Annotated in this window: 11 protein-coding genes; 8 read left to right on the forward strand and 3 right to left on the reverse strand. The window is 57.6% G+C overall.

The genetic code is table 11. From position 1 onward, the window contains the following. Positions 1-150: 150 nt before the first annotated feature. The gene (pitA, locus tag OB87_RS08055; protein ID WP_033568930.1) at positions 151-1659 is read left to right on the forward strand and encodes an inorganic phosphate transporter PitA; all 1509 of its coding nucleotides are present in this window, start codon (positions 151-153) and stop codon (positions 1657-1659) included. A gap of 128 nt (positions 1660-1787) precedes the next feature. Here pitA and uspB read toward each other — a convergent pair whose 3' ends face one another. Further along, a complete protein-coding gene (gene uspB / locus OB87_RS08060) occupies positions 1788-2123 on the reverse strand; it encodes a universal stress protein UspB (RefSeq protein ID WP_033569043.1) in 336 nt (111 codons plus the stop codon). Positions 2124-2761: 638 nt separating this feature from the next. Here uspB and uspA point away from each other — a divergent pair. After that, positions 2762-3196, forward strand: coding sequence for a universal stress protein UspA (gene uspA / locus OB87_RS08065; RefSeq protein ID WP_033568931.1), 435 nt, complete (start codon positions 2762-2764; stop codon positions 3194-3196). A gap of 238 nt (positions 3197-3434) precedes the next feature. After that, the gene (gene yidA / locus OB87_RS08070) at positions 3435-4250 is read left to right on the forward strand and encodes a sugar-phosphatase (RefSeq protein ID WP_033568932.1); all 816 of its coding nucleotides are present in this window, start codon (positions 3435-3437) and stop codon (positions 4248-4250) included. Positions 4251-4285: 35 nt separating this feature from the next. On the opposite strand, the gene uxuA is transcribed toward yidA, so the two are convergent. Continuing rightward, the gene (uxuA, locus tag OB87_RS08075) at positions 4286-5470 is read right to left on the reverse strand and encodes a mannonate dehydratase (protein ID WP_033568933.1); all 1185 of its coding nucleotides are present in this window, start codon (positions 5468-5470) and stop codon (positions 4286-4288) included. Positions 5471-5793: 323 nt separating this feature from the next. On the opposite strand from uxuA, the gene OB87_RS08080 reads away from it, so the two are divergent. Continuing rightward, positions 5794-6489, forward strand: coding sequence for a FadR/GntR family transcriptional regulator (locus OB87_RS08080; RefSeq protein WP_033568934.1), 696 nt, complete (start codon positions 5794-5796; stop codon positions 6487-6489). 85 nt (positions 6490-6574) lie between these two features. Here the strand turns inward: OB87_RS08080 and bhsA are convergent, their stop codons facing one another. Beyond that, positions 6575-6832 (reverse strand): multiple stress resistance protein BhsA, encoded by a 258-nt coding sequence (gene bhsA, locus OB87_RS08085; RefSeq protein WP_033568935.1) that lies wholly within the window; start codon positions 6830-6832, stop codon positions 6575-6577. Positions 6833-7072: 240 nt separating this feature from the next. On the opposite strand from bhsA, the gene OB87_RS08090 reads away from it, so the two are divergent. The 4 genes from OB87_RS08090 (at position 7073) to OB87_RS08105 (ending at position 12862) form a co-directional block, all read left to right on the forward strand. Further along, positions 7073-8359, forward strand: a complete 1287-nt coding sequence (locus tag OB87_RS08090) for a DUF3748 domain-containing protein (protein ID WP_033568936.1) — start codon at positions 7073-7075, stop codon at positions 8357-8359. Between the two features lie 244 nt (positions 8360-8603). Beyond that, positions 8604-10196, forward strand: coding sequence for an FGGY-family carbohydrate kinase (locus OB87_RS08095; RefSeq protein ID WP_033568937.1), 1593 nt, complete (start codon positions 8604-8606; stop codon positions 10194-10196). A 50-nt stretch (positions 10197-10246) separates the two neighbouring features. Continuing rightward, the gene (locus OB87_RS08100; RefSeq protein WP_033568938.1) at positions 10247-11899 is read left to right on the forward strand and encodes a signal transduction protein; all 1653 of its coding nucleotides are present in this window, start codon (positions 10247-10249) and stop codon (positions 11897-11899) included. 3 nt (positions 11900-11902) lie between these two features. Beyond that, positions 11903-12862: a dihydrodipicolinate synthase family protein gene (locus OB87_RS08105; RefSeq protein WP_033568939.1), complete on the forward strand. Its 960-nt coding sequence runs from the start codon at positions 11903-11905 to the stop codon at positions 12860-12862.

Genomic DNA, 12862 nt, shown 5'->3' on the forward strand with positions numbered 1-12862 from the left:
ACAATAATGCCTTGATTTTAATTAACTAAATCATTGCCACCGGCAAGAATGGCGTAAATTAAGTCAAAATAATGTCATATTTTGCTTTTCCCGTTTCCGCTTGTCGCCGATAATGCGCCGCGTTCATGACCACTACATGGCCTAACACTTATGCTACATTTATTTGCCGGGCTTGATTTCCACACCGGTCTGATGCTGGTTCTCGCCCTGCTGTTCGTTCTGTTCTACGAAGCTATCAACGGCTTTCACGATACCGCCAACGCGGTAGCCACTGTTATCTATACCCGAGCGATGCGTGCCCAACTGGCGGTTGTCATGGCCGGGGTTTTCAACTTTCTCGGGGTATTGCTGGGCGGGCTGAGCGTTGCATACGCCATTGTTCACCTGTTGCCGACCGATTTGCTGCTAAATGTGAGTTCCACTCACGGGCTGGCGATGGTGTTTTCCATGCTGCTGGCGGCGATCATCTGGAACCTGGGCACCTGGTATTTCGGGCTGCCGGCTTCCAGTTCGCATACGCTGATTGGTTCCATCATTGGTATCGGTCTGACCAATGCGTTGGTGACCCATACGTCGGTGGTGGATGCGCTCAATATTCCCAAAATGGTCAGTATTTTCCTGTCGCTGCTGGTTTCACCGGTGGTCGGCATGATCATCGCCGGGTTGATGGTGTATCTGCTGCGTCGTTACTGGAGCGGTAATAAGAAGCGCCAGCGTGTTCACCTGACGCCAGCCGAGCGCGAAAAACAGGATGGTAAGCGCAAGCCGCCGTTCTGGACGCGTACCGCGCTGATCTTGTCTGCGGTGGGCGTGAGCTTCTCGCATGGCGCGAATGACGGTCAGAAAGGCATCGGCCTGATTATGCTGGTGTTAATTGGCGTGGCACCGGCTGGGTTTATGCTGAACATGAATGCTTCGGGTTACGATATCAGCCGCACCCGTGACGCGGTGGTGAACTTGCAGACGTACTATCAGTCTCATGGCGCGGCGCTGGAGCATGTGATCGACCTGTCGCACCCGGTGATTCCCGCACCGGAAAATGTGATTCCGTCCACCGGCAACAAACCTGATTTTCACTGTGATACCTCCCGCGCGATGATCGCCATCGACCGCGTGCAGGTGCTGTTGAATAACGTCAAAAGCTACGATGAACTGGCTGCGGACGACCGCGCCCGCGCTCGTCGCTTGTTGATGTGCATTGCCGATACGATGGATCGCGTCGTCAAGCTGCCGGAAACCTCGTCCGACGACAAACGTCTGCTCAACAACCTGCGTAGCGACCTGCTGTACACGGTGGAATATGCGCCGCTGTGGATTATCGTGGCGGTAGCGCTGGCGTTGTCACTCGGCACCATGGTGGGTTGGAAACGCGTAGCGGTGACCATCGGCGAGAAGATTGGCCGAAAAGGCATGACCTATGCGCAGGGCGTGTCGGCGCAGGTGACGGCGGCGATGTCCATCGGTATCGCCAGCTATACCGGTATGCCGGTGTCCACGACTCACGTCCTTTCGTCCGCCGTGGCGGGGACCATGATTGTGGACGGCGGCGGTGTGCAGGGGAAAACCGTGAAAAGCATTCTGCTGGCCTGGGTGTTTACCCTGCCAGTCTCAATGGTGTTGTCCGGTGTGCTGTACTGGCTGTCGCTGAAGTTGATCTGAATCAGCGCGGTGATAACACCGTAGCGAGTGCGAGTATAAGAAAGGCGGCCATCGGGCCGCCTTTTTGCTGTCAGTGCATGAGTAGTGGAGTGGATAGAAACACGACCGGTTTATGCCGCCGGGCCGCTTTAGTGCCAGATGATCAAGCCAATAAGACTGACTACAACCAGCCCGCACAAGGCGGAAGTCAGCAGGAACTGACCTCGTACCCGCGCACATCGACGGATGAACTCAGGGTCGTGATGATCAAGATAACGTTGTGCGTAGATGTAGCGAACCAACCGCAGCTGTTTACTGGGTTGACCGTGGGAGGTAAAAAAACCGCCTCCATCCACATACTGGTACAGCAGCGGATCACAGTCTCTCAATATCAGCAGCAGCACTCGTAACGAAGAATAATATCGCGCCATATTGATGACACAGACGACACATAAAGCCCAGAAAAGCGCAAATGTACTAATCATCATGCTCCCCTCCCGGATTATGACCCATCAGATGCTGTTGTGTGTCGAGTCCTGCCGACATCACATCTGTGGGTATGTATGCCACACGTTATTCACGCGATGTTATGGGGCAGCCAGACCATGGCGAGTTGCCCAGATGTTCTTCTTCACCGCTGTATCCTTGCCAGGAGAGGATCCTACAGGGTTCCTCTCAATTTCATTGTAGAAGAGCCTTGCGTTTTTTTTCCATATCTGACGTAAGGTTCCTGAGCACAAAAAACATCACGACTTCTTTTGATCTGACACCGGCTTTCCGCCCCGGTGTTGTGGACTTTTCAACTACACTGTAGCGATAACGGGATGTTCCACCGATATATACCCAAGATATTCGCGTTGCGGGACAACACGCGAGCGTGTTGAACAACGCACCTGCAACTTGAAGTATGACGGGTATGAATCTTATCGGCGCAGATGGCGGTTGCTTCAGGGTAAGTGGTTAATTCGCATCCGTAGGGCCATTACAAAATATGTAGCGTTGTGATCTGTTGAACATAACCTTGAATTAGCGGGGTGCTATGCTCATTACAGCCATCGGTTATCAGACTGGCAGGAGAAATATCTGCTGACCCATCAGTTAGTGATTACGGAAGGAGCTTATCATGGCTTACAAACACATCCTTATCGCGGTCGACCTGTCACCGGAAAGTAAGGTGTTAGTGGAAAAAGCGGTTTCCATGGCGCGACCGTATGATGCCAAAGTCTCTTTGATCCATGTTGACGTGAATTACTCCGATCTCTACACCGGGCTGATCGATGTCAATCTGGGCGACATGCAGCAACGTATTTCTGAAGAAACCCAGAATGCCCTGAGAGAACTGGCGGAGAATGCTGGCTATCCCATTTCGGAAACATTGAGTGGTAGCGGTGATCTGGGCCAGGTACTGGTTGACGCCATCCGCAAATATGATGTCGACCTGGTGCTGTGTGGTCATCATCAGGATTTCTGGAGCAAATTGATGTCGTCCGCGCGCCAGCTGATCAATACCGTGCACATCGACATGCTGATTGTGCCGCTGCGTGACGAAGAGGAATAAGCCGCCCGACAGTTCTGATAAGGGGCGGTGAGCAGGTGGATAAGGGCATAGCCAATGGCTATGCCCTTTTGCATGGTATCGACCCGTGAATAGGGAACACGTGCACCCAGTAGTGCCTGCTACTGCGCTGGCCTTCTCCAGAGAGGGCGGCTTTCTGTTCCAGCGCGGCGTTTTGCTGGCTTCGCCCGACGAAATCGCGCTAGCATACAGAGAGTTGAACTCATTACTGGGGAAATTCATGGCGATAAAACTGATTGCGATTGATATGGATGGCACGCTACTGACGCCGGAAAATCAAATCTCGCCAGCGGTGCAGCAGGCGATTGCCGCTGCACGTGAAAAAGGGGTTTATGTCGCGCTGGCTACGGGGCGTCCGTTTATCGGTGTCGAGCGCTATCTGAAACAGCTGGGCCTGCAACAGGATGGGCATTACTGCATCACCAATAATGGCGCGTTGGTGCAACGCACAGCGACAGGCGAATGCGTGGCACAGACGACGCTAAGCTTTGAGGATTACCGCCATTTCGAGGCGTTGTCACGTGAGCTGGGTGTGCACTTCCATGCGCTTGATTTCAATTATGTTTACACCGCCAACAAAGACATCAGCGCTTACACGGTGCATGAGTCCCATCTGACCAGTATGCCGCTGAAATACCGGGCGGTAGAAGAAATGGACCCCAGTCTGCGATTCCCGAAAGTGATGATGATTGACGAACCCGAGGTGCTGGATGCCGCTATCGCCCGCATTCCGCGCGAAGATTTCACGCGTTACACCATCATGAAAAGCGCCGCTTTCTACCTGGAGATTCTGGACAAGCGCGTTAACAAGGGCGAAGGGGTGAAAATGCTGGCGCAGCACCTTGGCCTGGAGCGTGATGAGGTAATGGCGCTGGGCGATCAGGAAAACGACCTGGCGATGATTGAGTTCGCCGGGCTGGGAGTGGCGATGGGTAATGCCATCGACACCGTCAAAGCGGCAAGCCAGTTTGTCACCAAATCTAACAGTGAAGACGGCGTAGCTTACGCTATCGAGAAGTTTGTGTTGAATGTCTGACCCGTGCGGGCCAGACATGCAGGGGAGTGTGCGGGTCAGTCGTTAAAAAACGTCTGTTTGATCGCCAGTTCGACGCCGCGCACTTCCGCCAGCCCTTTTAACCGCCCGATGGCGGAATAGCCGGGGTTGGTTTTTTTCTTCAGGTCATCCAGCATCTGGTGGCCGTGGTCAGGGCGCATCGGAATAGCGCGCATATTGCCCTGCTGACGGCGGTGGTGTTCTTCCGCCAGAATCGCTTTTACCACTTTCACCATGTCCACATCGCCATGCAGGTGCGCGGCTTCGTGGAAGCTTTTCGGGTTGTCTTCGCGGCAGGTCGCGCGCAAATGGGTGAAGTGGATGCGGTCGGCGAAGGTTTCGATCATCTTCACCAGATCGTTGTCCGCCCGCACGCCGTAAGACCCGGTGCACATAGTGAAACCGTTATGGATGCTGTCCACGGTGTCTTTCAGCCACTGCATGTCCTCAATGGTGGACACGATGCGCGGCAGGCCGAGAATCGGGCGCGGTGGATCGTCCGGGTGGACTGCTAGCACGATACCGGCTTCTTCTGCCACTGGCACAATCGCTCGCAGGAACTCGGCCATGTGCTCACGCAGTTTCGCTTTGTCGATACCGTCGTACTGTGCCAATTGGGCGCGGAACTGTTCCAGCGTATACCCTTCTTCAGCACCCGGCAGACCGGCAATGATATTGCGGGTCAGCTTGTTTTTGTCGGCGTCGGTCATGGCGGCGAAATAGGCAGCGGCCTGGCGTTGCTCGTCGTCGGTGTAGTCGGCGGCAGCGCCTGGGCGCTGGAGCAGGTGTAGTTCGAAAGCGGCGAAGGCGGTGTGGTCAAAACGCAACGCCCGGGAACCGTCCGGCAGCGGGTATTCCAGGTCGGTACGGGTCCAGTCCAGTACCGGCATAAAGTTGTAGCACACGGTATCAATACCGCAGGCACCCAGATTACGCAGTGACTGCTGATAGTTGGCGATGTAGCGGCGATAGTCGCCGGTCTGGGTTTTGATGGCTTCGTGCACCGGCACGCTTTCCACCACCGACCAGGTGAGCCCTTTTTCCGCCAGTATCGCCTGGCGCTTCTTGATCTCTTCAACGCTCCACACTTCGCCATTCGGGATGTGATGCAGGGCGGTGACGATGCCGGTCGCGCCCGCCTGGCGGGCATCATCCAGCGACACCGGATCGTTGGGGCCGTACCAGCGCCAGGTGTGTTCCATAAAGTTGCTCCTTAAAGTTATCGACTTGAGTAATCATCGGGATCGGATAATAATCGGTCTGGTGGTCAGGCCACCAGACCGATTCACTATTCACCACCTGCGGCCAATTTTCTGTGATGTAGATCACGTTAGTGCCAGGCGACAGCCCGGTTGGCGGCGTTGACGTGGCGCTGTTGTCTGTGGGCGATATGCGAAGGATAGCGCCGTATTTAGTTTTCTGGCGTTTTAGTGGCTATGGTAAGCTGCGGGCTATTCGTTAACAGGACAGGCGTTGACAGGGCTCAGGTTGGCAGGACACGGCTGACGGGGGATCCGGAGGGGATATGGTGCTACCCACACTAAAAGTTGAGCGGCTTTACCGGCAGATATCCAATTTGCTGATTAACTGCATTCGAGGCGGCCAGTTTGCGGCCGGACAGTTACTGCCCTCGGAGCGTGAGCTGGCAAAACAGCTGGGCGTGAGTCGCTCATCCATCCGCGAAGCATTGATTGCGTTGGAAATCACGGGGTGGGTAGAGATTCGCACCGGGAATGGGGTGTACGTTAACGATCCGCTGCCGGAGGCACCGACCGCCGCACAGCCGGAAGACGAATTTAGCCTGCGGGCATTTATTCAGGCGCGCCAGGTCTACGAAGCGATGATGGCGGAACTGGCGGCGGTTCATGCCAGCGACGATCAGCGCGCCGCGCTACAGGACATCACCCGCGATCTGTCACACCTGCACGTCAACGACGCGCAGTTTCTGCACGAAGACAAACGCTTCCACCTGTTGATCAGTGAAATGTCCGGTAATGAAGTGCTGCAGGACATGATGGAGTACCTGTGGAACAAACGCCAGAGCAGCCGGTTTGTGCGGCTGGAAACGCTCTACGCCGACCCCGATTTTCCCCGCACCATGAATCAGGACCACGCCGATATTGCTGACGCCATCGTCGCGCGTGACCCGGCCCAGGCGCGCGCCAGCATGGAGCGCCATCTCCAGCATGTGTACGATCATCTGTTCAGCGGGGATAAGTAGGCGTGAATTTCGCCAGAAATGAAAAAACCCCGGGGGGGACACAGGCACCGGGGTTGAGGGGTAATGATGAATACGAGGGTGATGATTATTTGTAGATCACCGCGTTGCCGCGCAGGACATTGTCACCACCAGCATAGGTGATGGTGTAAGCGGAAGCACCGGCAGACTCAGCCTGATGCGCCAGTTTAGCTTGCAGCGAGCTCAAATCGTTGGCGGTGGCGGAAACGGAACCGATTTTTTCCAGTTGCTGGGCCTGCTCATAGTTGACGCTCTGGGCGGCGAAAGAACCAAAAGATACGGTGGCAAGGGCTGCGGCGATAGCGATGGTTTTGATGTTTTTCATGTCTCTTTCCTTTTTCGATAACCTGATAATTGTGTTGAAAGGCGTATGTCCTTTCGATAACGGAAAGGTTACGCCCTGTTAGCCTTCGTGGAAAACGGAGGTTGTTGAAGATATCTTTCTATTTTTTTGATGGGAAATACAGTCAGGAATAGAAAACAACACAATGATTTATAATAATTTTGTTGTTTTTTGAACGATTTTTTAGGATATGCCAAGTTACGTCAAGAAGGCGAAAAATCTGTGAAGAATGAAGACAGTCAAATAACACGTAATGCTTTTTCACATCAGTTGACCAATATAAATGTCTGGTCATGTGATGGCAAATGGTTGATTTATGACGTTCGGCCGCATGGATCTTCATTCACAGGATTGACCATTGAACGCGTCAACGTGGAAACCCGTCAGTGCGAGGTGCTTTATCGTGCCGGGCAAGGCGCGCATGTTGGCGTGGCAACCGGTAGCCCGGTGATGCCGCAACGTTATGTGTTTATCCACGGCCCGGAGCACCCGGATGAGCACTGGCAGTACGATTTCCATCACCGCCGTGGCGTGGTGATAGCGGATGACGACCGCCAGCAGGCCACAACGCTGGATGCCTGCGTGTTGACGGCACCCTATCTGGCCGGTGCGTTGCGCGGCGGTTCCCATGTGCATGTGTTCAGCCCGGACGGCAGTCGGCTGAGCTTCACCTACAACGATCATGTGCTGCACGAGCGTGACCCGGCACGGGATCTGCGCAATGTCGGGGTAGCGGTGCCACTGCATCCGGTGGTCGCACCGCACCATCATCCGCGTGAGCATGACGGCAGCCATTTTTGCGTGCTGGTCAGCGACACCACGCCGCAACCGCGCCCCGGCAGCGATGACATCAACCGCGCTTACGAAGAAGGCTGGGTGGGGGCGGCAGGTTATCTGCGCCCGGACGGCGCGCGTCAGCGTTGGGCGCTGGCGTTTATCGGCGATACGCTGTCCACTGGCGGTGAGAAGGTGTCGGAAGTGTTTATCGTTGATCTACCTGAACGGCTGGAGGATTACGCCCGCCCCGGTGAGCGGCCATTGGGTGGCACCGATGAGCGCTTGCCTGCTCCACCTGTCGGCGTGCGCCAGCGGCGTCTCACCTTCACTGCCGACAGGCTACATCCCGGTGTGGTCAATCAACCGCGTCACTGGCTGCGCAGTTCGCCGGACGGCAACCAAATCGCGTTTCTGATGAAAGATGATCGCGGTGTGGCGCAGTTGTGGACGGTATCGCCGAATGGCGGTGAGCCCCGTCAGGTGACGCAGAGTGACTGGCCGGTGCAGTCGGCGTTCAGCTGGCATCCGGACGGTAAATACCTGGCGTTCATTGGCGACAACAGCGTGATGCTGTGTGAGGTAGCAACCGGTCGGTTGATTCGCCAGACCGTGCGCAGCGACACGCCGCCGGTGGCGGATGCGGTGGTGTTTTCGCCGAAGGGTGATCGCATCGCCTACCTGCGGAATATTGATGGCTACAACCAGATTTTTGTGGTGACGGTCATGTACTAACGTCGACGTTTTTTCTGACGGGCGGCGCACCCAGATTGGCTCGCCGCCTGTGGCTTCCCCCCCTTTTCCACCGTTCTCTGGTGGTGTCCAGCGATCCGCGACTTTGATTACCTAATAAAACTGTTTCCTTTCAAACGATTACTTTTTATTCACCGATCCGCCTCACAGTTTGCAGCAAAAAACATTGTCACCGGTTCTGTGCTTCAAATACATTGCTAACTCGACTTAGCAAAGAGATTTCAGCATGAAAAGCGATTGCTTCATCGGTGTGGATGTCGGGTCGGCCAGCGTCAGGGCCGGGGTGTTTGACGGCAATGGTCAGCGCCTGGCGTTTGCGGTGCGGCCCATCGAACAGTTTCATCCTCGCACGCACGTGGTAGAGCAATCGTCGGCGGATATCTGGCAGGCGGTCGGCGCTTGCATACGTGAAGTGCTGGGCATGGCAGCGGTAGCGGTAGCGCCTGCGCAGGTGCGTGCCATCGGTTTTGACGCCACCTGCTCGCTGGTGGCGGTCGGGTCGCAGGGGCAGCCGATATCGGTGGCTGAACAGAACGACCCACAGCGGGACATCATCATGTGGATGGATCACCGCGCCGCCGCCGAAACCACCGACATCAACGCCACCGGCGACGACGCGCTGCGCTATGTGGGCGGCGAGGTCAGCATCGAGATGGAGCTGCCCAAGATCCTGTGGTTAAAGCGCCATTTCCCGGCACGTTATCAACAGGTGTGGCGATTTTTCGACCTTGCTGATTATCTGGTGTGGCGCGCCACCGGTACGGACGCCGCCAGCGTCTGTACCCTGACCTGCAAGTGGAACTATCTGGCGCATGAAAACCGCTTTAGCGACCGCCTGTTGCAGACGGTTGGGCTGGCTGATTTGCCGCAGAAAATCCCGCCGCGCATCCTGCAATTGGGCGAGGCAGCCGGAACGCTGGCCGTTGATGTGGCGCGTGACTGGGGATTGCCAGAAAACGTGGTGGTCGCCGGTGGCATCATCGACGCGCACGCCGGTGGGTTGGCGCTGGTGGGCAGCGAACCACAGGGCCGCCTCGCCATCATTAGCGGTACGTCTAACTGCCATATGCTGGTCAGTCGTCAGCCGGTCGAGGTGCCCGGCGTGTGGGGGCCGTACTGGGGGGCGATGTTGCCGCAGTGGTGGCTCAACGAAGGCGGACAGAGTGCGGCAGGCGCACTGGTGGAATGGACACTACGCCAGCACGTGCAGTGGCCGGAACTGCTCGCGCAGGCGGAACAACAGCGCTGTAGCCCGTATGCGCTGCTGAATGAGTGGGTGGCGTTGCTGGAACAGCGCGAGCCGCTGCCGACTCGTCATTTGCATGTGCTGGCGGATCACCACGGCAACCGCTCGCCGCGTGCCAATCCGAATGCGCGCGGCATGGTGATGGGGCTGACTCTGGAACAAGGGCCGGACGCGCTGGCGCGGCTGTATCTGGCAACGCTACAGGCGATTGCCTATGGCACCCGCCACATTATCGAGGCGTTGAATCAGGCCGGTCATCATATTACCCGGCTAACGATGTGCGGCGGTGCCACCAAAAACCCGCTGTGGCTGCGGGAATACGCCGCCATCACCGGCTGCGATATTCAGCTGGCGAGCGAAGAAGACGCCGTTACGCTCGGCGCGGCGTTGCTGGGGGCGGTGGCCTGCGGCGCGTATCCCTCACTGCCGCACGCGGCACAGGCGCTGGTGCAGCCCGGCCCGCTTATTCGCGCCGACTGGGGCAATCAGTCGTTTCACGACGCCAAATACCAGATTTATTTACAGATGTATGACTACCAGCAGACCGCCCAACAACAGATGCGCCGTCACTGATAGCCGAATTTTCTTCCGGCACCGTCCGGAGAGGACACCAGGAGTACATTATGTTGACACTGACTCTTCCCGTTTCACCCCGTCGGCTTTCCGTCGGCGAACGTGAGGTTGTGCTGGTTACCAACGCGGATCTGCGGGAATCCGCCAACCTGACCTGCTGGCCGACCCAGCAACAGTTTGAAAGCCGCCTACAGAGCGCGCTGGAACAACTGGGATACCGCATGACGCGTGCTCATGCGGTGGATAGCGCTCGCGGGCACGGTTTCATCAGCAGCCAGCGGGAAGGCAGCGATGTGTTCGCCGCGCTCGACCCCGACGCGCCGGTGATCGTGCTGTTGACCGCCTGGCAGTATTCCCATCATATCGCGCCGTCGCTGGTGCATCACCGCGGCCCGGTATTGCTGCTGGCTAATTTCGACGGCACCTGGCCGGGGCTGGTGGGCATGTTGTGCATGGCGGGCTGCCTGACCAGCCTGGGGCGCTCGTATTCCCGGCTGTGGTCGGAAACCTTTGCGGATGACGCGTTCCGGCAGGGGCTGGCGACCTGGTTGCGCGACGGCGCAGTCAGCCACAAGACTGACTACCTGCGCCCGATAGCCGCGTCTCACCCGGTGCTGGCGACGCTTGCTGGTCAGGTTGGCCGTCAGGTGGGGGAATATATTCTGCGGCATAAGGCGATTATCGGGCTGTTCGATACCTTCTGCATGGGGATGATCAATGGCGTGTTCCCACAGCAGGCGATGGTGAACATCGGTATGCCGATCGAGTCGTTGTCCCAGTCGGCGTTGCTGGTGGAGATGGCGAAGGTGTCGCCCGCCCTGCGGGAAAACTGCCTGGCGTGGTATGAGCAGCGTGGTATGCGCTTTGAGTTCGGCGATGACGGCAGCCGCCAGCTTACGCGGGCTCAGGTGCTGGAGCAGTGCGCGATGATGATTGCGATGGCGCGCGTCGTGCAGCGCTTCGGGCTGGCGGCGGTCGGGGTGCAATATCAGCAGGGGTTGAAAGATAGCTGCGCCGCGTCCGATTTCGCCGAAGGGGCGATCGGCAACGCAGAGCGCTTCCCGCTGCCGGATGAGCAGGGCGAGCCGATTCGCCCCGATATCGCTATCCCTTGTATCAATGAAGTGGACATGGGCAGCGCCATTCCGCAGGTGATGCTGTGGCACCTGTTGCACGGGCTGGGGTTACCGGCGGAAACCACACTGCACGATATTCGCTGGGGAAGTGAGTATCAGGGCGTCTTCTACTGGGATTTGGAAATTTCCGGCGCGGTGCCGTTTGCTCACCTCAAAGGCGGTATCGCGGGTGCCACCGGCTATCGCCAGCCGCCGATGTTCTTCCCGTACGGCGGTTCCACCATCGCCGGGCAGGGCAAAGCGGGGCGGTTTGTCTGGGCGCGGGCGCATTACGAAGGCACGCAGGTGATAATGCATATCGGCACCGGCACGGCGGTGGAATTGCCAACGGATGAGTTTGAACGCCGCCGCCGCGCCACCAACTACGAGTGGCCGCTGCTCAACGCGGTGCTGGATGGCGTTACCCGCGACGACCTGATGGCGGGTCACCAGAGCAACCACCTGACGGTGGCGTATGTGGACGAGGATAAGCTTGCCGAGGTGCTGAAAGCTTTGGTCGCTCAGGCACTGACGCAGCATATCCAGGTATGGACGGCGGGCGATGCTCACCGGTTGCTGGCGGAGTAAATCATGACTGACGACAACTCATCCTTCAGCGATGAAAACCAATACACCGGCATCTGGCCGGTGATGCTCACCCCGTTCGATGCGCGTGGCGAAATCGACTACGCCTCGCTGGCGCGGCTGGTGGAGTGGTATCTGGATGCCGGGGTGCACGGGCTGTTCGCTGCCTGTCAGTCCAGCGAGATGTTTTTCTTAAGCGATGCGGAAACCCGCGAACTGGTGCGCTTTATCGTGGCGCAGGTGGATGGCCGGGTGCCGGTAGTGGCCTCGGGCCACACCGCCTGCGCGTTCAGCCAGCAGGTGGATCAGCTAAATGGCGTGGCGGAAACCGGCGTGGACGGCGTGATCCTGATCAGTAACCGACTGGCGCTGGCAGGCGAGCCGGACGGACAGGCGCTGGCTCGGTTGCAGGCATTGACGGCGCAACTGCCCGCACAGGTGGATTTGGGCATCTATGAGTGCCCTTATCCCTACAAGCGGCTGCTGTCTGACGAGACGGTCGCCTGGTGCGCGCGCAGCGGGCGCTACACCTTCATCAAAGACACCTGCTGTGATTTGCCGACCATTCGCCGCCGTCTGCAATTGGCGCAGGGCACGCGCCTGCATCTGGCCAATGCCAACAGCCAGACGTTGCTGGCGTCGTTGCAGGCTGGTTGTCAGGCTTACAGCGGGGTGATGGCCAACTTCCATCCGCAGCTGTACGTATGGCTGTTCGAGCACTGGCGAACGCACCCGCAGGCGGCGCAGCAACTGGCGGATTATCTCGGTACGGCGGCGCTGGCGGAGTTTCTTGATTATCCGGCCTGCGCCAAGTTCTATCAGCAGCAATGTGGTAATTTCTCGACCCACGTTTGCCGGGTGCGTAACAGCACCGCCTACGGTGAGAGTTTTTTCCCGCAGGCGATTGAGAGCATGATCCGGCTGGGCCAGACGCTGGAGACTCAGCTCCCGGCACTGCACCGCTAA

The sequence above is a fragment of the Dickeya undicola genome (assembly GCF_000784735.1).
GTDB lineage: Bacteria > Pseudomonadota > Gammaproteobacteria > Enterobacterales > Enterobacteriaceae > Dickeya > Dickeya undicola.